This is a genomic window from Limosilactobacillus galli (genome assembly GCF_947381495.1).
GTDB lineage: Bacteria > Bacillota > Bacilli > Lactobacillales > Lactobacillaceae > Limosilactobacillus > Limosilactobacillus galli.
The window spans coordinates 23,174-47,227 of the sequence record NZ_CANCWK010000002.1 but is presented as its reverse complement, the minus strand read 5'-3'; the positions used below and the strand labels follow the sequence as shown (position 1 = coordinate 47,227).

Sequence of the window (24,054 nt, the reverse complement as noted above, 5' to 3'; positions counted from 1 at the left end):
TCGGGATGCTTTGATAAAAATTAACGGTATTCTGTGCTAAAATTATAAATTGTATGTATACAAAATTACTGGAAAAGAGGTAGAGAGAATGGCCAGTAAAATCACTGAGCAACAAGTAGAACACGTTGCTGAACTTGCTAAGCTTGAATTCCCCAAGGATGAGCTGGGCAAGTTTACCACTCAATTAGGAAGCATTATTGACATGTTTGAAGACCTCACTGCCGTTGATACCGATGGAGTTGAACCAATGACTTCAGCTACCGACCGGGTCAACGTGATGCGTGAAGACAAGGCCGTTAAATCATCAAAAGAAGAAGTCGAGGCGCTCTTGAAGAACGCCCCTGACACTGATGGCGGCTACATTAAGGTTCCAGCAATCATTGATGAAAGTGAGGACGGCGAATAATGGATTTCTATCAAACCGATCTGACCCAGTTGCACGATGACCTGGTCAACAAGAAGATCAGCGCCACGGAACTGACCAAGGAAACCTTCGACCACATCAAGGGCAACGAAGACCAGGTCAAGGCCTTCATCAATCTGAACGAGGATGCGGCCATGAAGCGGGCCCAGGAGATTGACGAGGCCGGGATTGCCGGTGACCAACTGGTTTCTGGTGTTCCATTGGCAGTTAAGGATAACATCTTGACGAAGGGCCTGACGACGACGGCCGCTTCCAAGATGCTGGAGCACTTTAACCCTGTTTACGACGCTACCGTTGTGGACAAGCTGAACAAGGCCGGCTACATCAACGTTGGGAAGACCAACCTGGATGAATTCGCCATGGGGAGTTCGACGGAAAACTCCGCCTTCTTCACTTCCCATAACCCATGGGACCTGACCCGGGTACCCGGCGGTTCTTCAGGTGGTTCGGCGGCTGCTGTTGCCGCGGGGGATGTCCTCGGGGCTCTCGGTACTGATACTGGTGGTTCCATCCGGATGCCAGCCTCCTTCAACGGTGTGGTCGGCATGAAGCCAACCTATGGCCGGGTTTCGCGTTGGGGAATCATTGCCTTCGGTTCCAGTTTCGACCAGATCGGCTGGTTGACCCGGACCGTTAAGGACAATGCCTACCTGACTTCCCTGATTGCCGGGAACGATGAACACGACATGACCTCCTCCCTCAAGGAAGTTCCAGACTGGGCTGCTAACCTGAACGACAGCACCAGCGTTAAGGGTCTGCGGATTGCCGTGCCAAAGGAATACTTCGATGACTTGGACGAAGACGTTCACGATGTTATCAAGGCCGCCCTGGATCACCTGGAATCACTGGGCGCTATCATTGATGAAGTCAGTCTGCCACACACCAAGTACGGGGTACCGGCATACTACATCCTGGCATCATCCGAAGCATCATCTAACCTGCAGCGTTACGATGGGATTCGCTACGGCTTCCGGGCTAAGGATGTCAAGAACCTGGAAGACGTCTACGTTCGTTCTCGTTCTGAAGGCTTCGGTGAGGAAGTTAAGCGCCGGATCATGCTGGGGACTTTCTCCCTGTCTGCTGGTTTCTACGACGCCTACTTCAACAAGGCCGCTAAGGTTCGTCGCCTGATCGCCCAAGACTTTGATGACGTCTTCAAGGACCACGACCTGATCCTCGGGGCTACTGGTGCATCAACGGCCTTCAAGATTGGGGCGGAAATTGACGATCCAAAGAAGATGTACATGAACGATGTCCTGACCGTGCCAGTTAACATGGCCGGCCTGCCATCCATGTCCGTTCCTGCCGGTTTCTCTGCTGAGAACGGGATGCCAGTTGGCCTGCAGATCATCGGGAAGCCATTCGATGAACAGACCATCTACAACGCTGGTTACGTCTTCGAACAGACGACTGACTTCCACAAGGAAGCACCAAAGTTAGGGGGCCAAAACTAAGATGAACTTTCAAACAACCATTGGGCTCGAAGTCCACGTTGAATTAAAGACGAATTCAAAGATTTACAGTCCATCACCGGTAGAATATGGTGACCAGCCAAACGCCAACACCAACGTGATCGACTGGGGTTACCCTGGTGTTTTGCCAACCCTGAACAAGGGCGTTGTCCGTGATGGGATCATGGCCGGCCTGGCCCTGCACGCCCAGATCGCGCACCACATGCACTTCGACCGGAAGAACTACTTCTACCCAGATAACCCGAAGGCCTACCAGATCACCCAGTCTGACACGCCAATCGCACACGATGGCTGGATCGAAATCGAGGTCGACGGCAAGAAGAAGAAGATCGGGATCGAAGAGATGCACATCGAAGAAGATGCCGGTAAGAACACCCACACCAGCAAGTACTCCTATGTTGACCTTAACCGTCAGGGGACGCCGCTGATCGAAATCGTCTCCAAGCCGGATATTGCTTCCCCAGAAGAAGCGGTGGCCTACCTGGAAGCCCTGCGGCAGCGGATCCAGTTCACCGGGATCTCTGACGTGAAGATGGAAGAAGGGTCGATGCGTGTCGACACCAATATCTCCATCCGGCCAGTCGGCTCCGAGAAGTTCGGGACTAAGACGGAAATGAAGAACATCAACTCCTTCAACTACGTCCGCAAGGCCCTGGCCTTCGAAGAGAAGCGGCACCAAAACGTCCTGATGTCTGGTGGCCACATTGCCCAGGAGACCCGTCGTTACGACGAACCAACCGGGACCACGGTTTCCATGCGGACCAAGGAAGGGGCGGACGATTACCGTTACTTCCCGGAACCAGATATCCCTGACCTTAACGTCAGTGACGAATGGATCAAGGAGATAGAATCCGAGATGCCTGAGATGCCGGGTGAACGGCGGAAGCACTATGTTGACGACCTCGGTCTGACTGACTACGACGCCATGGTGCTGACCCAGACGAAGGAAATGTCTGACTTCTTCGAGGAAGCCGTCAAGGATGGCGGCGATCCAAAGCGGGTTGCCAACTACCTGATGAACGATGTGAACTCCTACCTGAATGACCAGCACCTCGACCTGCCAGAGACCAAGCTGACGCCTGCCAACCTGGCCGGGATGGTCAAGCTGATCGAAGACGGTACCATCTCGTCCAAGATGGCCAAGAAGGTCTTCAAGGGAATCCTGAACGGTGAAGAACCAAGCGCCTACGCCAAAGAACATGGTCTGGTTCAACTGTCTGATCCAGCTCAATTGCAGCCAATCGTTGACGACGTGCTGGCTAACAACCAGCAGTCCATCGACGACTACAAGAGTGGTAAGGACCGGGCATTCGGCTTCCTGATGGGTCAGATCATGAAGCAGACCCGCGGAAAGGCCAACCCACAGATGGTTACCCAGCTGCTGAAGAAGTCATTAGCTGCCCTGTAATCGAAGGAGGATTGTCATGCGAAAACGTGCGCGAGTGATTTATAACCCCACTTCTGGTCGGGAGGCCCTGCGCAATGATCTGGTGGACATCCTGTCGATTTACGAGCAGGCCGGTTACGAGACCAGCGCCTTCGCAACAACCCCCGCCCCAAATTCGGCGAAGAACGAGGCGCGTCGAGCAGCCGAGGAAGGCTTTGACCTGATCGTGGCGGCCGGTGGTGACGGGACGCTCAATGAGGTCGTTAACGGGATCGCCGGGCTGGAACACCGGCCAACGATGGCCATTATTCCGGCCGGGACGACGAACGATTATGCGCGGGCCCTGCGGATTCCGCGTGATGATCCGATCGCAGCGGCCAAGCTGATCCTCCGCAAGAACAAGAAGTTCAAGATTGACATCGGCCAGGCCGGTGACAACTACTTCATGAACATTGCGGCTGGGGGAACCCTGACCGAGCTGACCTATGACGTCCCATCCCAGATGAAGTCGCTGTTTGGCTACGCGGCTTACCTGGCTAAGGGGGCCGAACTCCTGCCACGGGTCAAGCCGGTTGACGTTGACATCAAGTACGATGACCAGGAGTACCGTGGAAAGGCCTCGACGATCTTCCTGGCCCTGACGAACTCAGTCGGCGGTTTCGAGCAGATCGTGCCGGACGCTTCCCTGGATGACGGGAAGTTCACGATGATCATCGTGAAGAAGAGCAGCCTGATCGACATGATGAGTCTGATGGCCAAGGCTCTCCAGGGGAAGCACATCGGTGACCCCGGAATCATCTATGCCAAGGCGACGGACGTGGAAGTGACGCCGCTGAACAAGGATGACCGGATCATGATCAACCTGGATGGTGAATACGGTGGGGATGCCCCAATGAAGTTCCACGACCTGAAGCAGCACCTTGAAGTGATTGCCAACCTGGACGAGATTCCGGATGACGCGATCACAGAGTCAGCTGACTTCAAGCGGGTTGAGAAGGACTTTGTCGAGGGGATCGACAAGATTAATAGCGAAGATAAGAAAAAGTAACTAAAAGTGCGCAGTGCACCCAGCACACGCATCTAGTAAACAAGCAGTCCATGTCTGAGCTTTGGCATGGGCTGCTTGTTTTGGTATGATTGAACATAATGTAATTGTGGGGTGGTAGTGTGCAAGAGCTAAATGATGATCAGGCGGTAACTCCTAAGAAGGGGCAGGATGACCAAACGATTGCAACGATTGATCGATTGTTTGATGACAATAAGGAGCTAATGGAACGGCTAAGGGATAAGTAATGTCAGCTGATGATGTGAAGACCGCTGCGAAAAAGAATAAACGACTGGCTTCCGATTAAGAAGTTGGCCGTTTATTTGCTATAATAGGAGAAGTCAATTACGAGAAAACGGAGGAATAACCTTGAAACTAAATATTCCAGTTCATAAGAATGAAGAGTACCCGGCTAAGGTGGTCGACCTGACCTACGAGGGCAACGGGGTCGTCAAGATCGATGACTTCCCGGTCTTCGTGCCGAATGCCCTGCCAGGTGAGGAGATCACGGTTAAGATCACCAAGGTGGCCAGTCACTTCGCCTGGGGCCGGGTGATGGAATGGCAGACCAAGAGTCCTGACCGGGTGGACGTGAAGGATAAGAAGTACATCCAGACTGGGATTGCGCCGCTGGGGCACCTGAAGTACGCGGCTCAACTGAAGTTCAAGCAGCACCAGATCAAGGAGCTCCTGGAGAAGGCCCACCTGGACGATATCGACGTCCTGCCGACGATGGGGATGACAACACCATACCACTACCGGAACAAGGCCCAGGTACCGGTGAAGATGGTGCATGGCCAGCTCCAGACTGGTTTCTACAAGCGGGGCAGCCACACCCTGGTACCGATCGAGGACTTTTACATTCAGGATCCGCAGATTGATAAGGCCATCGTGGTGGTCCGCGATCTCCTGCGCCAGTACCATGTGACGCCGTATGATGAACGGACTGGCAAGGGGGTAATCCGGACGGTGATGGTGCGCCGGGGTTACTACAGCCATGAGGTGATGGTCGTGCTGGTCACGAATACCAAGCGCCTGCCGATGGCGGATCAGATCGTTAAAGGCATCGTGGCTGGCGTGCCAGAGGTCAAGAGTATTGTCCAGAACATCAACGATAAGCGGACCAACCGCCTGCTGGGTGACCAGGACAAGACACTGTGGGGCAAGGACGAAATCCACGACCAGTTGCTGGGAATCGACTTTGCGATCTCGCCATTGTCCTTCTACCAGGTCAACCCGCAACAGACTGAGCGCCTCTACCAGACGGCCATCGACAACGCCGGGCTGGACGGCAGTCAGACCGTGATCGATGCTTACTGTGGGATTGGGACGATTTCCCTGGCGGTGGCCAAGCATGCCAAGCAGGTCTACGGGGTCGAAATCGTGCCCGCCGCAATCGAGGATGCCAAGCACAATGCCAAGCGGAACGGAATTAAGAATGCCAAGTTTGTAGTCGGCAAGGCGGAAGAGCAGTTTGCCAAGTGGCAGGCAGCGGGTCTGAAACCGGACGTGGTCATCGTCGATCCACCACGCAAGGGCTTGGCGGAACCCCTGATCGAAGCCACTGGTAAGATGGGACCGCAGAAGGTGATCTACGTATCTTGCAACCCGGCGACCCTGGTGCGGGACATCAAGCGCTTCGGTGAGCAGGGCTACCACGTGGTTAAGCCGATTCAGCCGGTGGATCAGTTCCCACAGACGACGCATGTTGAGAGCGTTACTGTCCTTGAACGTACAGAAAAATAGCCGATAAACGCCGGTATGACGGTATTTATAGCTGATTGAAAGTGTGCATTTTCCTTCCCAAACGATTGGAATCTGCACACTTTTTTGATTTTGGACTGGAGGGTCGAGTTCTCTATGTCCTATTTCGATAGTCGTGTGTACGGATGTCCAGTTTGGCAAGTCGTGGGTATGATGGTAATGAAAGCTAGGCTAAAGGTTGAGATAACGATGTTTGTGGCTGATGCGAAAACATGCAGATATAGTGCTGAGGGTTGAGTTAACGATTGTGATATTGGGTTTTATCAGAATTGCCTGAAAAATGGAAAATTCGCAGGACAATTGTGTACTCGACGTATAAAATTAATATAAGAAGAATTTTAAGGCGGGTAATAAGATGGCAAATCGACAAATAAACATTGAAAATCTAACGATGAATGAAGTACTAAAATCAATGCATCGTTTAGGTGGACAGGTTTCAAGAAAAGAAATTCGTCAAGACATCCATGACAATTCTGATATGATTTCAGAAGATGAAGTTGATCGAATTAGGGTATCTAAAAAGACGGGAAGAAAATATAGTCCTTTTGCGTGGACACTAAATTATGCAATTAAATATCTCATCATGACTGGATATCTTAGCCAAGATGGGCGTTTGCTGCAATTATCAGAAAAGGGACGGAATGTAAATCTGTCAACTTTTGATGGTGCTCATGATGTACGGCCAGTTGTTGAAAAGATGATTAGTGAACAAAGACAGAATAGGATTACCGATTCCGATATTGATGATACTGACGATCAGGAGGATACAGATGAAGTTGATGAACCATGGCGTCAGCAGCTCCTTGATGCATTGATGAAGATGAATCCAAAGAAGTTTGAACTCTTTTGTCGAGGCCTGCTTACTAAAATGGGCATTGATGTTGAAGATGAAATTGGCGTTCAGTATGTTGCTGATGGTGGCTTAGATGGCTTCGGCTACGTTCGTTCGGATGATTACCGTACTACTCGGGTAGCACTTCAGGCTAAACGTTGGCAAGGCAAAGTGTCAGCCCCAGAAATTGATAAGTTTCGTGGTGCAATGGACAAATTTAACGCTGAGTTTGGTATCTTCATCACTAACTCTGACTTCACGAGAGAAGCGGTTAAGACTGCACGGGAAGGAACACGGATTATTACCCTGATCAATGGAGACCAGATTTGTGACTTGGTTGCAAAGTACAATTATTACGTTGAACCAGTAACCACTTATCGTCTAAAGAGTTTCTATTTAGATAAGGACTAGGCATGATTGTTTGGACGATACAACCTTATAAGGTTTATCAAAAGATTATGGATGAAGGGATCTTTTTTTGTAATCCGGAGCTTTCCATTAACCTAAAAGATGATCATGACTTTTCTAGAGCTTATCACTGGATGATTCAACAAATGATTAAGCAGATTGGACCGTCCAATAAAAAAGATACATACCCAATTTGGGCCTGGTATCGGAGTCGTGATTATCAACATCGGCGTCCCGACTTCAGATGGGTCAAAGATTATCCAGATGAAGTATGTATTGAACTTGAGATTCCCGAGAAAAAGGTATTACTAAGTGACTTTCAAGGATGGCACTTTGTCTTGAATGACTTGTATTATTCTGACGCCAAGAGTGATGAAGAATGGGATTGTAAAGAAAAATGGTTCGATAATCTAACTGTAAACCAGCAACAGCGAGTGAAAGAAGAATCCTGGCAACGCATTTTTGATATCACTCCTCGACACGGTGAGTGGGAAGTAAATGGTGATGTTGTTCAGGCGTGCTTTTGGGCAATAAAAAAGGATCAGATCCGTAAGGTGTGGCGACTGCAAAAAGGGAAAAAAGTTCAGCTAATCAAAAACAGCACCCAGCCAAAATAGCTAAGTGCCGAATAAGCTAAATTTCATTTGTTAATTCTGATAACTTCACCATCTTTGAACTTGAACTCCATGTAGCGTTTGAAGATGGTGATTTTTTCTACTAGGCGACGAACCAAATCCTCATCAAAGTCCACTAAGCCATATTTGTGGAATTCGATCAGTTTGTTGATTTCATCAATGCTGTGTAGTTTTGCTCGCTGTTTAGCTTCACGGCTTTGCACCTTTGCTCTTTGCTTTCGTAAATCCATGATTTGCTGGGTGAGGGCATCGCAATTTTGATGCTGGTTGGCGGCCTGGATTAGCTGCATTTGGACCTCTTCCAGTTGCTTATCGAGTTGATCAAGGGTAGGTCCTTTAGAATTTTTGATGACCTTCATAATGTTAGCCTTGATCTGTTTGCCAGCTAACTCGTGTCCTTCAATGAGCTGGTTAAAGGCTTCTACGGTGGCTTCCTTTAGCAGTGGTTCTTTGACATTTCTAATCATGCATCGCCTTCCGGTTTTGCTTCGCTTTATTCGACTAGCACAACGCCAGACTGCTACCTTTTCTGGTCGGTACCACATATTCCGTTGAAAAATGTCGCCGCATTTTCCACAAAAGACTATTTGGGAGAAACAATATTTGCCGTTAAGTCGCCGGTGCTTACCATTCTTAGTAGTGATCCCATTTTGTCGTTGTTTGATGAGCTGCTGGACTTGCATGAATACCGGCTTGGGAATAATCGCGGGATGGTCGTTTTCTACATAGTATTGAGGCATGATACCGTTATTCTTGACGCGTTTCTTGCTCAGAAAATCAACAGTGTAAGTCTTTTGCAATAGAGCATCACCCATGTATTTCTCATTCTTTAGAATTTTTGAAACACCGCTGGATTGCCAGTTCTTTGTTTTACCACCAGTTAAAATACCATCAGCTTTGAGTGAGTCCGCGATTTGCTTCATACTCATCCCGTTTAGATAACTATAGAAGATCCGTTTGATGACTTTAGCTTCTTCCGGTTCAATTACCAGATTACCCTGAGCGTCCTTGGTATAGCCGAGAAAATGATTATGGTTGACGAAGACCTTACCTTGTTGGTAGCGGTACTGGATTCCCATTTTAACGTTTTGCGATAGGGATTCACTTTCTTGTTGGGCAAGAGAAGCCATGATGGTAATCAGCACCTCACCTTTGGCATCCATGGTGTTGATGTTCTCTTTTTCAAAGAAGATGGCCACATTGATGGCTTTTAAGTCTCGGATATACTTCAAACAATCAATGGTATTTCGAGCAAACCGGCTAATTGATTTAGTGACGATCAGGTCAATTTTACCGGCTTTGCAGGCTGCAATCATCTGATTAAATTGTTCCCGCTTCTTAGTGTTAGTCCCTGAGATTCCATCATCGGCGTAGATACCTGCAAACTCCCAGGTTGGTTCTTTTTGAATTAGTTCTTTATAGTGAGCCACCTGAGTTTCATATGAACTGGCTTGTTCATCATAATCAGTCGAAACCCGGCAGTAGGCCGCCACTCGGAGCTGTTCAAATGGTAGTCTATTTTTTTGCGGTTGAACGCTATTGCCTTTTTGCTGATGAGCGGGGATAATCCTCACTTTACCCAATTAAATCACCTTCACTCTCGATAATACTGTACAAATATTCTGCTTGTTTGATTGGATCGTTGTAACGTTGTTTGATGATGTCACGGTAAAAGTGTCCATCGATAGTGGCATTTTTGTTTAGCTTTTCAGGTAGCTTTAATCCACATTTCAAGATGAACGTTGCTTTGTTTGAACTGTTAACCACAATCTGTTGAACAAATTCTTGAAATACACCTTCATCAAACTCAGTAAGCTGTTTCCCTTGATGGCACCAACGTAATAAGGTACGAACATCCTCAAAGTCATTTGCTGAATCAGTATTTTGGCCATTAAGCTGTTTAATCTTTTCCTGACATTGGTAAGTGTCTTGCTCGAGTCTAGCGGTTTGGTTGACGTAGATCGCTTTATCTAATAAACCGGCATGCATCAATTCGGTGAGCGTTTCAGCTTTGTGGTCATTTGCTTTGATTTGCTTAGTTAAAGAAATCAGTTGACCATCGCTGTTGACATTAGCTTCTTCTTTCAGGCCTTCTAACAATGGCTGAAGTAAGAACTTCTTACTGTAAACTAGCTTATTTATCATATTGCAGAAGGCAGCTTTCAGACTGGCTTCAGACACTGCCTTAGTTGGACATTGCTGAGCAGATCTTAAATGTTGCTGGCAGGCCCAGTAGATTTTATGTGGCCGCGTTTGTCGTTTGAAAATCGTCCCACATTGACCACAGATGATTTTGCCAGAAAATAGGTAGTGCTGTTGATACTTATGGCTGCCAGTTTCGATATGGCGTTTTTTGACGGCTTCTTTAAGCAGAACTTGCACTCTGTTAAAGTTTTCATGGTTAATCAAACTAGGGTGATGATCTTCAATTAGATATTGAGCGAGTTCACCTTGGTTAAAATGACGATGATATTGATCGTCACGGTAGGTTTTCTGGCAGAGCATATCACCGGTGTAATTACTGTTTCGCAAGATATTAATTACAGTGTTACTACGCCATTGGCCACCACGTTTTGTTGATACCTGCTTTTGATTTAATTCTTTAGCAATTTGACTGGCTGATGTTCCACTTAGAAATCGTTGAAAGATTTGTCGTACAGTCTTTGCTTCAGTATGGTTGATAACTAAGTTGCCATCCTCAATTGAATATCCATAGGGTGCTGAGGATACATGGAATTTGCCACTAGCAAAACGTTTCCTGATTGCCCAGCGTAGATTTCCGGCAGTTGAGTGGGATTCATCCTGGGCAATACTGCTAAGAATCGATAGAAATAACTCACTGGCCATTGCTCCAGTATTGATATGCTCTTTCTCAAAGATAATTGGAATATTCAATTGCTGTAATTCCCGGACAATCTGCAAACAATCAGTTGTATTTCGTGACAAACGGCTAATTGATTTGGTCACCACGAGGTCAATCCGGTGATTATGACAATCAGTTAGTAATTCTTTTAAGGCGTTCCGCTTGGTCATCTTGGTGCCTGAGATTCCTTCATCATAGTAGATCTTAGCCAGCTCCCAATTAGGGTGGTTGTTAATGTACTTTTGATAATGGGCACGTTGATTTTCAAGACTTTCTAGTTGTTCAAAATTATCGGTTGAAACTCGACAGTAGGCTGCCACACGGAGTTGCTTGACATCATGTTGGTAACCTTGAATTTTGGTAATGGTTGACATGACAAACCTCCTTTCGTCAGTGTGGTATGTTAGCTCTAGAACCTTGATGTATCAACACTTCCTGGTCCTAATAAGGGCGGAAATGATTGTTTATTTAAGTCATCAATTTCCTTAAATTCAGTGGTTGAGATTAGACCCTTGTTGAGTAGAACTTGAATGATTTGTTTTGATTGTTGATAATGCAAATCATTCAATAATTGTTCTGAACTAATATTATTCTTTATTGATTGCAGTGGTTGATGAGTTACCGCTTGAACTTTCTTTATCATTTTTAATTACCTCCACTAATAAGCCAGCGGAAGTAGAAAAGTAAACCCTCAAATCAACTTGCTAATTGAAACAGATTCTTTAATATATAGTAAGAGGGCGAGGTCGCTACTCTGACCCTCAAGCGTGATCTGAGATACGTGTTTTATTTGAGAAGAAGTCTTGTTTGACTCCAACCACAGTTTAGGAAGAGCTAACCATCTTATATGGTTGGCTTTTTGTTATGGTAAAAGAAAAAAGCCTGCAGACCGGAGTCCACAGGCAAAAGTTACAATAATTGATTAACTCGTTTTTGAATTTGGGTGGGGTCATAGCCGGCTTGCTTCAAGCGGTTGATTCGTTCATTACCATTTCCCCAGGATCCTCGGATAACTTCGCGTGCAATTTGGTCAACTGACTTACGGTTCAAGAGACGGTTAACCTTTTCTTGGACCACCGCATAGTCATAACCAGCAGCGGTTAAGAGCTGTTGACGATCGGTACCATTACCCCATTGACCATTTAAGACTTCAACAGCTAGCTCATCAGGGTTCTTCCTGGTAACTGGCTGCTTTTTGTTAATGACAGCTGCGTAGTCAATGTAGGCATAATCTAGATCACAGTTGCCATTGACACCTGGAACAGAACCAGTAGAGGAATGTTGCCAGATTCCGTAATTACCATTGTAGTTACAACACGGACCATATTCAGCCACCCAGACAGCATAGCGTTGAGCGACGGAAGGTGAAATGTAATTTTGCAGTGGTGATCGCGAAATATACAGTCCGGCATAGCAACCATTTTGTTCCAAAACACTACAAAAGCTTTTCACTAAGCTATCACAGAAGTTACGACCATTGGCAAACTGCCACTTTTCTTCTAAGTCAAAGTAGATTGGAAAATCAAAATGACGATTACCAAGGACGGTTAAACAGGCCCGGGCTTCATTGGCTGCATCAGCGGGAGAAACGGCATAGGAATACCAGTAGGCACCCACTTGTAAACCAGCTGCTTTGGCTTGGGTATAATGTTCTGCAAAGTAACGGTCTTCTTGGCTTGCTGACCGACCATAACCAGCTCGGATTAGAACGAATTTAACACCACTTGCTTTGACCGCATTGAAATCCACATGGCCTTGCCATTCAGAAACATCAATTCCAGAAATCATTGATGATCACCATCCTTATCATGTAATTGTTGGAGGACACTCTTTAACTTATCGGGCACAGGTAGACCTAAGCGACTGGTATTTTCTAGTAATGAAATGCCCTCATTAGAGATATAGAAGAAAATCGTAGCAGTGCGGATAGCGGAACCGTTCTTTAATAGGTAAATATCAAGGCAATGTGCAATACCGACCAATAATAGAATTAACACTTTGCGCGTAAGCCCACGAAAGCCAATTTCACTGGAGAGTTTATGTTCGTTAATGGCACAAAGCACTCCGGTGATATAGTCCACTACCATGAAAATGAGTAGAACATATAGAAAACCATCCAGTCCGCCTAAGAACCAGCCGAGGAAAGCCCCAATTGCACCAAAGCATGTATTAATTACCGCTAAACTAGTTGTCTTCATTCGGATTATCAACTCCTCTCGAATATTCAGCCTTAATTTCCAGGTACTCATGGTTATACTTGACGTCATCAATAAAACCAATATTGTAGCCACGACCTTCAAACCAAATGTTGGTTTCTTCGTCAACATCATCACGGTATCGGATGATGAATGACAGTTGTTTTTCCAATTTCACCGTGACCGCTGTGTAGTATTCCTGACCGTGTAGGGCAGAAACTTTTGCCCACACATCGCCCAGGCGAACATCCTTGTACATCGACATTCCAGTATTAGGATTTTCGCCGACATATTTCTTTTTCATTAGCGTAATGCGACGATCTAGCTCACCAATATCAGCAATCTTACTGACACGTTTATTTTGTTGTTGCATTAAAAATCCTCCTTCCTGTAAGGAGACAAGATTGCACGGAGAAATTTGATCATGGCATCAAAGTCAGCCGTTTCACGATACTCATAGAGATAAGCAGTTGTGTAAAGAATGGCGGTATGAATATCATCGGGAAGAGAATCAAAAGCAGATAAGGGTTGCCGTAGAACATTTTCAACGGTGGCGGTAGCTGATCCAATCAACTTTGTGATGAGGTCATCTTCAACAGTGTTATCAACCCTCAGGTAGGCTTTTGCTTCGTCCAAAGTAATAGCAGCCACATTTCATCAGTCCTTTCTACTTAGCAGCCATGGTGAGAGTCTTAATGGCTTCTGGAAGGATGACTTTGCCATCTACTCGTTGCGAGCCCAAGAAACCGACTTGACCAGTTACAGCATAAAGTTCATTAAGTCGTTTAAAGGTTCGACCTTGACGATCAGCAATCCAATAGTAATTGAAATCACCAAAGAGCACTGGTTTATTAGATGCGGCCATGGATGGCATGAACGGACTAGTATAAACTGGGCAATTGAGGATTCGATCTGGTTGGCCAGCTTGAACAGAAGGCTGCCAGATATATTGACCATTGTTATCCTTCATTTTGCGAATGGTTTTCACGGTATCATCATTCATTAAGAAAACAGCATTTTGACGGTATGGTGCTCTTAAGGAATAGAAAAGTTCGATCAAATCATCAAAAGTCAATGTATCGGCCTTAGCAGCTGTGGATCCCGCAGACGCACCATTAGTGTCGGTTAAGATACCAGTTGGTTGGCCAGTGCCGGTACCCGTTAGGAAGGCTTGTTCTTCAGCATTACCAAGTCGACGACCAAATTCATCAGATAAATAGGACATCAAGTCGAAGGCGGAGTCATTCAGTAGTTCTTCCGATACCTTGATCAGAGTCCCCAATTTGTGAGCACTGAGGGATACTTGACTAAATTGAGTATTAGATTCTGTGTAGGCTGCTTCTTCCTCGAGCCAAGCAGCTGTTCCTTCGCTCGCGACAACCGGAATCTTATGTTCACCGCTATTGGTTTGAATGACATGGCTGATGGTTCGCAGGACGTTGGCTTCTTGAAGCTTTTGAATCAGTTGATTTTCAAACTCATTTGGCACTAGGAAGCCACCATCTGGATCCGTACCTTCTTTTAGTGCATCAACGACCGCATGACCACGCATCATTTGCCAAAAGTTCTGCGCATAAGCATCCTGACCCTTTGGTAATTCTCCAGCAGTCGGGGTATTAGTAAGGGCTTTAGTTGTGGGCTGATTGAGTTCTGCTTCAATTTGGGCTTGCTTATGGAGCCGATCGATTTCCTTACCCAAGTTGACGACGTCTTGTTCCATCTTTTCGTAGGTAGCGTTGTCCTCAGCAGAAAGTACATCAGCTTCTTTTTGTTTAGTGTCCAGGAAATACTTTGCTTGCTTCCAAATACGGGCACGCTTTTCTTGTAATTCAGTAATCTTGTTCATTGGTAAGTTCCTCCTAAATTAGTGTGATAACAAAGAAAGCCGCTTTTGCAGCGACTTTACAGAAATAGTAGATTTTGCTTTAGGCTTGAGTTTATTCAATAACACCAGGTCAGATTGCTTATCGGAATACGAGTAACAACCTGTGACATTCTTATGGTCACCCAGCATGGCATCAGCAAAGCCTAATTCGATAGCTTTATTGACGTTCATCCAAGTTTCGTTATCCATCATTGTTGAAATCTTTTCACGGGGCAGGTTGGTTTTCAGCTCATAGGCATTGATGATCGACTCCTTGGTTTCAGCTAGCATTTGCGCAGCGTGGTCGAGATCTCTTTCTTGACCGCCGACAATAGTCAGTGGATTGTGGATCATTAGCATAGCCGCAGGAGCCATTGAAACAGTAGTTCCAGCCATCGCAATTACCGAAGCAGCAGATGCCGCAATACCTGAGATTTTGACATTGACTTCATTCGGGTAATTCATCAGCATGGTATAAATTTGACTGGCAGCGGTACAATCACCACCAGGGGAGTTCAGCCAGAGATCGATTGGATCCTGACTTTCATTAAGTTCGTCTTGGAATACCTGTGGTGAAACATCGTCATGCACCCAGCTATCAGGAGCAATTACCCCAGAGATAGCTAGTTGCCGCTGATCACCATTTTGTTTCCAGTTCCAGAAACGTTTCATTCTTTTGGTTCCTCACTTTCTTTGGTTGTTTGCGTGTTATAGAAATTACCGGCTTGGTTAAGTGGCAGCATGTTACCGTTAACCAAGTACTGATCACCACCTTCATCAGCAGGGATACGGTTGAGATCCTCTAACTCACGAATGTCATTAGCAGATAACCAGCCATTTTGTCGACCAATGGCATACCCATTCATCCGGCTTTCGTAATCACCACGTAGTAGTCCATCAACATTGAATTTAACGAAAAACTTTCGTTGATCATCAGCGGAAAGAAGCTGTTGATTCATAGCTTGTTCCCAGCGAATGCACCAAGGGTTCAGGGTGTACTTTACAAATTCTAGTGATTGTTGCTCGATATTTGAGAATGTCGAACGATCTAGGTCACCAACCATATGCGGTGGTACACGAAAAATTCTGGCGATTTCGTCGAGTTGGAATTTTCGAGTATCAAGAAATTGCGCTTGGTCGGGTGGAATGGAAAGCTGATGAAAAGTCATTCCTTCTTCCAAAACAGCAATGCTGTGATTATTAGATCCCGAAAATTGTGATTGCCAACTTTTCCGGAGCCGTTCGGGATCTTTGACTACATTAGGATGCTCGAGAACACCACCAGGTGTGGCATCATTTTTGAAAAAGGTGGCCCCATATTGTTCGGCAGCCATGGATAATCCAATAGCATTCTTAGCCATAGCAATAGGACTGTAACCAATCAAACCATCAAATCCTAACCCTGCGATGTGAAGGACTTCATCGGACAAGAGAATTACTTGCTTCGATTTATTCTTTGCCTGGTAATCATCATAGTTGCGAGTATAGGTGTAGTAGATTTCACCGTTAGCAGCACGGTTAACGTCCATTCGATCTGGCATCAAAGGATAGAGCCCAGTGATCTTGCCTTGACCGTTTCGAATGATTTGTGCATAGGCATTACCCCACAGTAATAAATGGTTCATCATGGTTTCGCGAAAGATAAAACTGGTCATTTCTGGATTTGGCGCATCATGAAGCAAAAAATAAAGCGGGTGGTTAATTGCCCGCTTTTTCCCACCATCGCTGGTATATTGATAAATATGGAGTGGCAGTTCAGCTAATCCTTCAGCCAAGACTCGAACACAAGCATAAACTGCAGTATTCTGCATTGCGGTGCGTTCGGTCACATTTTGGCCAGCCATCGAACTGCCGAAGAAAAATGACATGGTGCTGGATAGGGTGTTTTTGGGTGAAGCTTTATTGGTATGGAACAATTTATTAAATAGACTCATGGCATCAACTCCTTTCAGTTCTTCGCAATTACAACATCAATAAACCTCGACCATCATAAACAGAATCACCATTATCCTCATTTCGGATAGCACGATCCAGTCCCATAATGGTGGCCACTACGCCATCAATTTTTTCGGTTGACTTAGCCTTATCAGGTTTGATATTCCCGGCTGGGTCAGTGCGGATGTAGATGTTGTCCATCATCCAGCGTAATACTGGGTGACCACCATGAGCGATCTTCTTTTCCAGAGTTAATCGCATTAGTTCTTTAGTTGGTGGGGTCATATCTTTAAATCCCTGACCAAATGGAACTACAGTGAATCCCATACCTTCGAGATTTTGAACCATTTCTACCGCACCCCATCGGTCAAAGGCGATTTCTTTGATGTGGTATTTTTTACCAAGATCATCAATAAATTGTTCAATAAAACCGTAGTGAACTACATTTCCTTCTGTTGTTTGAAGATAACCCTGTCGTTTCCAAATATCATATGGAACATGATCACGCCGAACTCGTAAGTCAACATTATCTTCGGGGATCCAAAAATAGGGCAGAAGGGTATAACCTTCAGAATCATCCCTTGGTGGAAACACTAGAACAAAAGCAGTGATATCGGTAGTCGACGACAGGTCGAGTCCGCCGTAACAATCTCGTCCCCGTAGTTCATTAGGATCAACTGGGAAAGCACAAGCATCCCATTTATCCATGGGCATCCAACGAACGTCCTGTTTTACCCATTGGTTCAAACGAAGCTGTCGGAAGGTATTTTCCTCTGCTGGATTTTCCTTGGCAGAGTTGTAGGCGTCTTTGACTTTCTCCATTTTGACTGTAATTCCTAAAGAAGGATTAGCTTTTTTCCAGACTTCGGGGCTCGACCAATCCTCATCCCGATCAGCACCATAAATTACTGGGTAAAAGCGGGGGTCATGCTTTCGACCTTTCATGATATCAATTGCTTTTTGATGGACTTGATAACAAATAGAATGCTCATCAGTGCCAGCGGTTGTGATTAAGAAGTAGAGGGGCTGAGTTCTGGCATCCCCCGATCCCTTCGTCATAACATCATAGAGTTTCCGGTTTGGTTGAGTATGCAGTTCATCAAATATAACTCCGGACACATTAAAACCATGTTTAGAATAAGCATCAGCAGATAGAACTTGATAAAAGCTATTAGTTGGTTCGTAGATCAACCGCTTCTGTGAAGCAAGAATTTTACAACGTTTCTTCAGGGCAGGATTCATACGTACCATATCAGCAGCAACGTCAAAAACAATTGCAGCTTGTTGCCGATCAGCTGCACAGCCATAAACCTCTGCACGTTCTTCACCATCGGCACAGCAGAGTAACAGGGCGATGGCGGCAGCCAGCTCTGATTTACCTTGTTTCTTTGGAATTTCTACGTAAGCAGTATTAAATTGACGGTAGCCATCGGGCTTTAAGATGCCAAAAATATCTCGAATAATTTTTTCCTGCCAATCGATGAGGTCGAAAGGCTTGCCTGCCCAGGTTCCCTTTGTGTGGCACAGGCATTCGATAAATGACACTGCAAAGTCAGCAGCATCTTTATCGTAGGTAGAATCCTTAGCCATAAACCTAGTTGGTGTGTAGTCTTTTAGCTTTTGCAAGAGGGCATCACATCCTTTCATTGATACTAAAAAAGCACTGAGAGTGAACTCAATGCTTGGTAGCTAATTAAATTTACCGGTTAAGATCAGGTTGATGTATCCGGCGCGGTCAGTGGTCAAATAGTCGATCAGATCGTGGCAATTATAGTAATAAGCGAGCCGCTTTACGTTTTCAACATCAAACATATTTACTTCACCGGTATTGCGAATTTGTAATACCTGTTGGCGAATACGATCACGTTTGGCTAATTCATCTTTGATTTTGTTCATGACTAAGCCTCCTGGTTCTTAAAAGCAGCCGATCCGGTTAAATTTTTGAGTAGCACTTTCCGTTGGGTCTTGTATTGGGGACCAATAAAACCCAAACGCAGTAAAAAGCAGCGGAAAGCATATTTTTCATTACTCTCATCACGTGGCGTTGACATAATTCGCTGGTGACTCTTTGCGTATTGCACTAATTTATCGATCAATTGTTGATAAGCTGGAGCGTCATCAGTGTTAACTTCGGTGAACCAATCGAAGGATACACGTTGGTCATCAATTGTGAGAGACAAGGAATTCAGTTGGCAAGCGTCTTTGATTAATTGTCCTTTTGCCCAGATTAAATGGCGTAGGTTATCTAGATCTTGGTCAGTAAGCTCATTGCGGCGATATGTTATGTTCAACTTGACCGTCTCGCTGGATGTGAATCCCTGTTGCTTAAGATATGTTACTAATTCAGCAGGAATCTCATCTGGGGATAAAAGATTGCCATCCTTGCTGACGGTGTATTTACCAATCTGGTATGCATAAGTTGGTGTGTACTGATACTCTGCCCTTTGCTGAGTGTATTCAGCAATCTGTTCGACTAGCTTTTTGCGCTGTTTACCATGAACATTAAAATTAATTTCCATAGTATGTACCTCCTTGTTTGATTACTGTATACATCACTCTAGAAGATACAGATAGCAAGGACTTTCGAGGAATTAGGCCGGTTTTTTTAGCTTATTGTACGGAATTATGTGATCATCTCTTTCCACACTGACTTCTTGATCTGAACCCACTTGTTCGATATAGCGATTAACGATGACATCGCAGTACTTAGGATCGAGTTCCATCATGTAACAAATTCGGTTAGTCTGTTCACAGGCAATGAGGGTAGATCCAGAACCACCAAAGGGATCCAGAACCGTACAGTTAGACATTGTCGAATTCATGATTGGATAGGCAAGCAATGGAACAGGCTTCATTGTTGGGTGTTCCTTACTTTGCTTCGGACGGTCAAATTCCCAGATGGTTGATTCTTTGCGCCCGGTATACCACTCGTGCTTACCATCTTGTTTCCAACCATAAAGAACTGGTTCGTGTTGCCATTGATAGGGTGAACGTCCTAAGACAAGGGATTGTTTTTTCCAGATACAGCAACCGGATAAATAGAAATCAGCATCTCGAAATGCTCGCCGAAAGTTTAACCCTTCAGTATCAGCATGGAAAACATAGATACTGGCATCATTGGCCATTACCTTATTCATGTTTTGGAAAGCGGCTAGTAAAAATTGATAGAACTTATGATCATCCTGATGGTCGTTCTTAATCTTGCCGGCTTTGCTTTGGTAATCGACATTGTATGGTGGATCGGTAAGAACAAGGTTAACTTTATGATCACCAAGTAACTTTTGGTAACCTTCACCTTTTGTAGCATCACCACAAAATAGGGTGTGCCGTCCTAAATGCCAGAGGTCGCCAGCTTTAGAAAAAGTCGGTTTATTCAACTCGCTATCTACATCGAAATTATCGTCATGAGTATCACCTTCGGTAGCAAGCAAGTCAGATATTTCATCCTCATCAAAACCAGTTAATGAAATATCCAGGTCACTGGCTTGTAAGTCAGTCATCAACAAAGCTAACTTGTCCTTATCCCAATCACCGCTGATCTTGTTGAGAGCAATGTTCAGCGCTTTTTCTTTTTCTTCGTCTAAGTTGACAACTACACACTCGGCTTCTTTGATCCCTTCATTCTGGAGAATCTTTAACCGCTGGTGTCCGCCGACTACGCGACCAGTTTGTTGGTTCCAGATGATTGGATCAACGTAGCCGAATTCTTTCATTGAGTGTTTTAGCTTTTCGTAGTCAGGATCACCTGGCTTTAAGTCTTTTCGTGGATTGTAATCCGCGGGGATGAGGTCCGTTATTTTCTTCTGAACAAATTTCATTAGTTCATTCCTTTCCGTGAACGGAGCAAGCGTTCCATCACATCGTCCTGTGGTGTAGATCCTTGGTAAGTTGTAGCGTTGTTTTCTTTAACAACCTGAAAAATTTGAAACCATAATTGGCTGGATTGTTTCATGTAGTCGCGGCTCATTGATACGTAAGGGGAAGCAATTGCGTTCCCAGTTGTTGGGTGGCGGGCAAGAAAACCAAATTTTGAGATACATTCTTCACACTGAATCCAACGGCTTACACTTACCGCATATTGTTCAATCAGCTGAGTATTAACTAGCTTTTCACAACCACGCTCGACCAGCCATTCCCAGGTTTCTTTGAAAATATCAGCGGCGTCGAATTCTAAACCATTCTTCTGTTTGGCCTTGAGGTACTTCTTGACTGGCGGCATCACATGGCCTTCCAAATTGGTTGGTGTTGGTAGGTCAATCACCTGAGCATCTTGACCGGCTTGAATTTTGTCGTGAAGTGATTTAGGTTTACGTCCAGCACCGATTCGGGATCCACCACGATTCGTACCATCTTTAGCCAAATCTCTCCCTCCTTCCGGCAGGGGTTAATACCCCCTTTGATTTCGATTTTTTACACACGAAGGCCCAGGCCCGCTCCCGCGTGAAAAATTTTTAAGGATTCGATGGCCCCCTCCGTGGTTTAGTAATGATATTGACGTGGTGCTTTGTGCCAACGATCATCCATCTGAGCGGTGATGCGGGAATGACATGGTTTGCATAATGCCATCAGGTTTTTGAACTCGTTGGTGCCACCGTGCTCTAAGGGCAGAACGTGATGGACTTCGGTAGCCTTGGTATACCTTCCTTGGCTCAGGCACATCTCACAGAAGGGATGGTGGAGTAGGTACCTTTGTCTGATCTTTGGCCAGCCACGATGATAGCGTGGTCGACTACGCTTTGGTCGTTGGTAACGATTATAGTGAGAGCTGACTTGCTTGGCGTGCGCGTCACAATAAGTGTTGTGGGTTAATCGTGGGCAGCCAGGGTAGCGACAGGGTTTCTTAGGCGAGTAAGGCATGACACTCCTCCTTTCTGAGGTTATAAGAAAAGCCCAGCAGTTCTAAGCTGCCAGGCTTCAGTGTTATAAAGCAAATGCCTTATCTTAATTTTCTACACTATCATCGTAACATGGATAAGTTGATTGTTTGTTCTGCGTTTTACCTTTCTAATGGTGGGATCCATAAAGCAAAAGGGTAAGGTGGTCGAGTGATTTGTTCTTTCGATTATAAGCAGTGGTTTTCGCAATGAAATACTTGTCCATCATGATAGTTAGTCCCTCGTTCATTGACTGGTTTGGAGTGCGGTAGCAAACGTCTAAAACAAACCGCTCGTCGTCAGATAGTTCTTGCCAGGCTGGCTCGAACCATTTGAAGTAAAGCTGGGCTTGTTGGTAACGTTCATTCAGTTTGGTTGTCTGGTCAATGCCATGCAGCAGGCGATGTTCAGTCGGGTTATCCTTTTTGCTGCCACTGGGTGAGAAACCATAGCGAGGCGAACTGACACCAACCATTTGTTCCTTAGCTAGTTTCAGTTCGTCTTGGTAAGAGTCAATGATGAACTTCATACCATCGTAATCTTTCAAGGCTGCGACGGTCGCTCGTCGTTTGTCTAAGTAGTTCCACATGATACTCATGCCACAACACTTCCTTTCAGGTTGGCTTTCACCGCATTGATTAACGCTAGCTGGGTTTTATCTTTACGTTTCAAGGCGGCCAGAATGTTTTCGTCAATGGTTCCTTCGGTGATGATGTGGTGGATAACTACTGGCTGACGCTGTCCTTGTCGCCAGAGCCGAGCGTTGGTTTGCTGGTAAAGCTCCAGGCTCCAAGTCAATCCATACCAAATCAAGGTGGCACCACCAGCCTGCAGGTTAAGACCATGACCAGCAGAAGCGGGGTGGATCAAAGCTAAAGGAATCTTACCGGCATTCCAGTCCTGAATGTCACGGGGTGTTTTGATCTCACGAACCTTGAAACGACTTTTAATCTGGGTTAGATCATGTTTGAACCAGTAAGCTACCAAGACAGGTTTACCATTAGCAGCTTCAACCAAATCTTCAAGGGCATCAAGTTTTCGCTGGTGAATTTGAACAATCTGCTGCTGGTCGTCGTAGACACAACCATTTGCCATCTGGCAAAGTTTATTCGATAAACTGGCTGCGTTGAGGGCATCGATTTGTTTACCCTGGGTTGAAACTACTAGCTGGGCATTAAGCTCATCATAGATTGCCTGCTCACTATTACTCATTTTTACCGGAACGGTGTTCATAGTTAATGGTGGCAGATTCAAGTAGTCCTTAGACTTCATAGAAATGGTGATATCATCAATGGCGCGGTAGATACTTTGTTCAGCACCGGGCTTAGGTTTGTAGGTAAACACTTGATACATGTTTCGCTTGTCAGGGTCAAAGTAGTTCATTCGGTAAGATGAGATGAAACGGCCGAGTCGTTGGCCCATGTCTAGTACGCGGAACTCTGCCCACAAATCCATCAAGCCATTAGACGACGGTGTGCCTGTTAAGCCAACTACGCGCTTAATCAGTGGTCGCACTCGTTTGAGGGCTTTGAAGCGTTGCGAGCGGTAAGACTTAAAACTGGAGAGTTCATCGATCACCAACATGTCGTAGTCAAAGGAAGTACCAGAGGATTCAATTAGCCATTTTAAGTTTTCCCGATTAATGATATAAATGTCGACATCTTGCTGCAGTGCTTTGATCCTTTGAAACTTAGAACCAGTGACGACTGAATAGTTAAGGCCTTTTAAGTGGTCCCATTTTTCAATTTCTTCTGGCCAGGTTTGTTTAGCCACACGCAGTGGAGCGACAACTAATACCCGTTGAACTTTCCCCTGCTGAATAAGTTGTTTAATAGCAGTTAGGGTAATGACGCTTTTACCTAGTCCCATATCAAGCAAGATTGCTGCCACAGGATGATCCAGAATAAACTGAGTTGCGTATTGTTGGTATTCATGCGGTTTGTATTGCATCTAGCATTCCTCCAATCTGATCAAACTGATCGCAAACAAAAACCTGGTAACCAAGTTGTTTTAACTGGTTGAGTCTTTGCACTTGTAACGGGCGGGGATGTTTACCAGGAGCCTTCATCTCCACAAAGCCCATGTGACCATCAGGCAGGAGGACCAATCGATCAGGTACTCCGGCCATCGATGGGGAGGTGAACTTTAGGCAAAGACCTCCGCGTTGGTGGGTAGCTTTGACAAAAGTAGTTTCGATTTGTTTTTCTAACATTTGTAAAATCCTTCCTAAACGTTGATATATCGGTGATTCGTCAGGGTTGATGACGGTCGTGACAGTTGTTTTACTACTCTTCTCTATACTCTTTTTTTCTATTTTTATTCCTATATACAAGTAATGTAAAAGAGTGTCACGACT

The 24,054-nt window shown here is 45.5% G+C and carries 27 protein-coding genes; 8 read left to right on the top strand and 19 right to left on the bottom strand.

Annotated elements, in window-relative coordinates:
• Positions 1 to 88 precede the first annotated feature (88 nt).
• The 8 genes from gatC (at position 89) to QOS10_RS00715 (ending at position 7,949) form a co-directional block, all read left to right on the top strand.
• Positions 89 to 406 (top strand): Asp-tRNA(Asn)/Glu-tRNA(Gln) amidotransferase subunit GatC, encoded by a 318-nt coding sequence (gene gatC / locus QOS10_RS00750; RefSeq protein ID WP_283593087.1) that lies wholly within the window; start codon positions 89 to 91, stop codon positions 404 to 406.
• Entirely contained in the window at positions 406 to 1,878 is a 1,473-nt protein-coding gene (gene gatA / locus QOS10_RS00745; protein ID WP_283593086.1) for an Asp-tRNA(Asn)/Glu-tRNA(Gln) amidotransferase subunit GatA, read from the top strand. The genes gatC and gatA overlap by 1 nt, the downstream gene beginning before the upstream one ends.
• Position 1,879: 1 nt before the next feature.
• Positions 1,880 to 3,304, top strand: a complete 1,425-nt coding sequence (gatB, locus tag QOS10_RS00740) for an Asp-tRNA(Asn)/Glu-tRNA(Gln) amidotransferase subunit GatB (RefSeq protein WP_283593085.1) — start codon at positions 1,880 to 1,882, stop codon at positions 3,302 to 3,304.
• Positions 3,305 to 3,320: 16 nt separating this feature from the next.
• Positions 3,321 to 4,331: a diacylglycerol kinase gene (locus QOS10_RS00735; RefSeq protein WP_283593084.1), complete on the top strand. Its 1,011-nt coding sequence runs from the start codon at positions 3,321 to 3,323 to the stop codon at positions 4,329 to 4,331.
• A gap of 119 nt (positions 4,332 to 4,450) precedes the next feature.
• Positions 4,451 to 4,576 carry a hypothetical protein gene (locus tag QOS10_RS00730; protein WP_283593083.1) on the top strand — a complete coding sequence of 42 codons (126 nt, stop codon included), beginning with the start codon at positions 4,451 to 4,453 and terminating at the stop codon, positions 4,574 to 4,576.
• 121 nt (positions 4,577 to 4,697) lie between these two features.
• Positions 4,698 to 6,074 carry a 23S rRNA (uracil(1939)-C(5))-methyltransferase RlmD gene (rlmD, locus tag QOS10_RS00725; protein WP_283593082.1) on the top strand — a complete coding sequence of 459 codons (1,377 nt, stop codon included), beginning with the start codon at positions 4,698 to 4,700 and terminating at the stop codon, positions 6,072 to 6,074.
• 373 nt (positions 6,075 to 6,447) lie between these two features.
• Positions 6,448 to 7,335, top strand: coding sequence for a restriction endonuclease (locus tag QOS10_RS00720; RefSeq protein WP_072575333.1), 888 nt, complete (start codon positions 6,448 to 6,450; stop codon positions 7,333 to 7,335).
• Positions 7,336 to 7,337: 2 nt separating this feature from the next.
• Complete coding sequence (locus tag QOS10_RS00715) at positions 7,338 to 7,949, top strand: DUF3841 domain-containing protein (RefSeq protein WP_283593081.1); 612 nt, start codon at positions 7,338 to 7,340, stop codon at positions 7,947 to 7,949.
• A 23-nt stretch (positions 7,950 to 7,972) separates the two neighbouring features.
• Here QOS10_RS00715 and QOS10_RS00710 read toward each other — a convergent pair whose 3' ends face one another.
• From QOS10_RS00710 to QOS10_RS00620, 19 genes are all read right to left on the bottom strand, one after another.
• Positions 7,973 to 9,550 (bottom strand): recombinase family protein, encoded by a 1,578-nt coding sequence (locus QOS10_RS00710; RefSeq protein WP_098034975.1) that lies wholly within the window; start codon positions 9,548 to 9,550, stop codon positions 7,973 to 7,975.
• Positions 9,543 to 11,204 carry a recombinase family protein gene (locus tag QOS10_RS00705; protein WP_086141760.1) on the bottom strand — a complete coding sequence of 554 codons (1,662 nt, stop codon included), beginning with the start codon at positions 11,202 to 11,204 and terminating at the stop codon, positions 9,543 to 9,545. Before QOS10_RS00705 ends, QOS10_RS00710 begins: the two co-directional genes overlap by 8 nt.
• A gap of 35 nt (positions 11,205 to 11,239) precedes the next feature.
• Positions 11,240 to 11,473, bottom strand: a complete 234-nt coding sequence (locus QOS10_RS00700; protein WP_047767200.1) for an SHOCT domain-containing protein — start codon at positions 11,471 to 11,473, stop codon at positions 11,240 to 11,242.
• Between the two features lie 266 nt (positions 11,474 to 11,739).
• A complete protein-coding gene (locus tag QOS10_RS00695) occupies positions 11,740 to 12,618 on the bottom strand; it encodes a GH25 family lysozyme (protein WP_047767202.1) in 879 nt (292 codons plus the stop codon).
• Complete coding sequence (locus QOS10_RS00690; protein WP_283593080.1) at positions 12,615 to 13,028, bottom strand: phage holin family protein; 414 nt, start codon at positions 13,026 to 13,028, stop codon at positions 12,615 to 12,617. The genes QOS10_RS00695 and QOS10_RS00690 overlap by 4 nt, the downstream gene beginning before the upstream one ends.
• Positions 13,015 to 13,398 (bottom strand): phage head closure protein, encoded by a 384-nt coding sequence (locus QOS10_RS00685; RefSeq protein ID WP_283593079.1) that lies wholly within the window; start codon positions 13,396 to 13,398, stop codon positions 13,015 to 13,017. The genes QOS10_RS00690 and QOS10_RS00685 overlap by 14 nt, the downstream gene beginning before the upstream one ends.
• Positions 13,398 to 13,676, bottom strand: coding sequence for a head-tail connector protein (locus QOS10_RS00680; RefSeq protein ID WP_283593078.1), 279 nt, complete (start codon positions 13,674 to 13,676; stop codon positions 13,398 to 13,400). The genes QOS10_RS00685 and QOS10_RS00680 overlap by 1 nt, the downstream gene beginning before the upstream one ends.
• A 16-nt stretch (positions 13,677 to 13,692) precedes the next feature.
• Positions 13,693 to 14,871 (bottom strand): phage major capsid protein, encoded by a 1,179-nt coding sequence (locus QOS10_RS00675; protein ID WP_283593077.1) that lies wholly within the window; start codon positions 14,869 to 14,871, stop codon positions 13,693 to 13,695.
• Positions 14,872 to 14,889: 18 nt separating this feature from the next.
• A complete protein-coding gene (locus tag QOS10_RS00670) occupies positions 14,890 to 15,561 on the bottom strand; it encodes a head maturation protease, ClpP-related (RefSeq protein ID WP_283593076.1) in 672 nt (223 codons plus the stop codon).
• Positions 15,558 to 16,823, bottom strand: coding sequence for a phage portal protein (locus QOS10_RS00665; protein WP_198995341.1), 1,266 nt, complete (start codon positions 16,821 to 16,823; stop codon positions 15,558 to 15,560). The genes QOS10_RS00670 and QOS10_RS00665 overlap by 4 nt, the downstream gene beginning before the upstream one ends.
• Positions 16,824 to 16,851: 28 nt before the next feature.
• The gene (locus QOS10_RS00660; RefSeq protein WP_320869994.1) at positions 16,852 to 18,471 is read right to left on the bottom strand and encodes a terminase large subunit; all 1,620 of its coding nucleotides are present in this window, start codon (positions 18,469 to 18,471) and stop codon (positions 16,852 to 16,854) included.
• Positions 18,472 to 18,513: 42 nt separating this feature from the next.
• Complete coding sequence (locus QOS10_RS00655) at positions 18,514 to 18,720, bottom strand: DUF5049 domain-containing protein (RefSeq protein ID WP_003652780.1); 207 nt, start codon at positions 18,718 to 18,720, stop codon at positions 18,514 to 18,516.
• A 2-nt stretch (positions 18,721 to 18,722) separates the two neighbouring features.
• Positions 18,723 to 19,343, bottom strand: coding sequence for a hypothetical protein (locus tag QOS10_RS00650; RefSeq protein WP_057748730.1), 621 nt, complete (start codon positions 19,341 to 19,343; stop codon positions 18,723 to 18,725).
• Between the two features lie 72 nt (positions 19,344 to 19,415).
• Positions 19,416 to 20,642, bottom strand: a complete 1,227-nt coding sequence (locus tag QOS10_RS00645) for a site-specific DNA-methyltransferase (protein WP_283593075.1) — start codon at positions 20,640 to 20,642, stop codon at positions 19,416 to 19,418.
• Positions 20,642 to 21,184, bottom strand: a complete 543-nt coding sequence (locus QOS10_RS00640; RefSeq protein WP_011678951.1) for a P27 family phage terminase small subunit — start codon at positions 21,182 to 21,184, stop codon at positions 20,642 to 20,644. Before QOS10_RS00640 ends, QOS10_RS00645 begins: the two co-directional genes overlap by 1 nt.
• Positions 21,185 to 21,303: 119 nt before the next feature.
• Positions 21,304 to 21,483, bottom strand: a complete 180-nt coding sequence (locus QOS10_RS10355) for an HNH endonuclease (protein WP_249665676.1) — start codon at positions 21,481 to 21,483, stop codon at positions 21,304 to 21,306.
• Between the two features lie 345 nt (positions 21,484 to 21,828).
• Complete coding sequence (locus tag QOS10_RS00630; RefSeq protein WP_003672633.1) at positions 21,829 to 22,296, bottom strand: hypothetical protein; 468 nt, start codon at positions 22,294 to 22,296, stop codon at positions 21,829 to 21,831.
• Positions 22,293 to 23,648: a DEAD/DEAH box helicase gene (locus QOS10_RS00625; RefSeq protein WP_098034980.1), complete on the bottom strand. Its 1,356-nt coding sequence runs from the start codon at positions 23,646 to 23,648 to the stop codon at positions 22,293 to 22,295. Before QOS10_RS00625 ends, QOS10_RS00630 begins: the two co-directional genes overlap by 4 nt.
• The gene (locus QOS10_RS00620) at positions 23,629 to 23,910 is read right to left on the bottom strand and encodes a VRR-NUC domain-containing protein (protein ID WP_035160218.1); all 282 of its coding nucleotides are present in this window, start codon (positions 23,908 to 23,910) and stop codon (positions 23,629 to 23,631) included. Before QOS10_RS00620 ends, QOS10_RS00625 begins: the two co-directional genes overlap by 20 nt.
• Positions 23,911 to 24,054 lie beyond the last annotated feature (144 nt).

Coding starts and splice junctions, on each gene's coding strand:
- QOS10_RS00630 (WP_003672633.1), bottom strand. CDS start 22,296: ATGAGTATCATGTGGAACTACTTAGACAAACGACGAGCGACCGTCGCA.
- QOS10_RS00620 (WP_035160218.1), bottom strand. CDS start 23,910: ATGTTAGAAAAACAAATCGAAACTACTTTTGTCAAAGCTACCCACCAA.
- gatB (WP_283593085.1), top strand. CDS start 1,880: ATGAACTTTCAAACAACCATTGGGCTCGAAGTCCACGTTGAATTAAAG.
- QOS10_RS00675 (WP_283593077.1), bottom strand. CDS start 14,871: ATGAACAAGATTACTGAATTACAAGAAAAGCGTGCCCGTATTTGGAAG.
- QOS10_RS00700 (WP_047767200.1), bottom strand. CDS start 11,473: ATGATAAAGAAAGTTCAAGCGGTAACTCATCAACCACTGCAATCAATA.
- QOS10_RS00645 (WP_283593075.1), bottom strand. CDS start 20,642: ATGAAATTTGTTCAGAAGAAAATAACGGACCTCATCCCCGCGGATTAC.
- QOS10_RS00685 (WP_283593079.1), bottom strand. CDS start 13,398: ATGCAACAACAAAATAAACGTGTCAGTAAGATTGCTGATATTGGTGAG.
- QOS10_RS00715 (WP_283593081.1), top strand. CDS start 7,338: ATGATTGTTTGGACGATACAACCTTATAAGGTTTATCAAAAGATTATG.
- QOS10_RS10355 (WP_249665676.1), bottom strand. CDS start 21,483: ATGTGCCTGAGCCAAGGAAGGTATACCAAGGCTACCGAAGTCCATCAC.
- QOS10_RS00655 (WP_003652780.1), bottom strand. CDS start 18,720: ATGAACAAAATCAAAGATGAATTAGCCAAACGTGATCGTATTCGCCAA.
- QOS10_RS00720 (WP_072575333.1), top strand. CDS start 6,448: ATGGCAAATCGACAAATAAACATTGAAAATCTAACGATGAATGAAGTA.
- QOS10_RS00650 (WP_057748730.1), bottom strand. CDS start 19,343: ATGGAAATTAATTTTAATGTTCATGGTAAACAGCGCAAAAAGCTAGTC.
- QOS10_RS00735 (WP_283593084.1), top strand. CDS start 3,321: ATGCGAAAACGTGCGCGAGTGATTTATAACCCCACTTCTGGTCGGGAG.
- QOS10_RS00705 (WP_086141760.1), bottom strand. CDS start 11,204: ATGTCAACCATTACCAAAATTCAAGGTTACCAACATGATGTCAAGCAA.
- gatA (WP_283593086.1), top strand. CDS start 406: ATGGATTTCTATCAAACCGATCTGACCCAGTTGCACGATGACCTGGTC.
- QOS10_RS00670 (WP_283593076.1), bottom strand. CDS start 15,561: ATGAAACGTTTCTGGAACTGGAAACAAAATGGTGATCAGCGGCAACTA.
- QOS10_RS00660 (WP_320869994.1), bottom strand. CDS start 18,471: ATGAAAGGATGTGATGCCCTCTTGCAAAAGCTAAAAGACTACACACCA.
- QOS10_RS00665 (WP_198995341.1), bottom strand. CDS start 16,823: ATGAGTCTATTTAATAAATTGTTCCATACCAATAAAGCTTCACCCAAA.
- QOS10_RS00625 (WP_098034980.1), bottom strand. CDS start 23,648: ATGCAATACAAACCGCATGAATACCAACAATACGCAACTCAGTTTATT.
- gatC (WP_283593087.1), top strand. CDS start 89: ATGGCCAGTAAAATCACTGAGCAACAAGTAGAACACGTTGCTGAACTT.
- QOS10_RS00695 (WP_047767202.1), bottom strand. CDS start 12,618: ATGATTTCTGGAATTGATGTTTCTGAATGGCAAGGCCATGTGGATTTC.
- QOS10_RS00690 (WP_283593080.1), bottom strand. CDS start 13,028: ATGAAGACAACTAGTTTAGCGGTAATTAATACATGCTTTGGTGCAATT.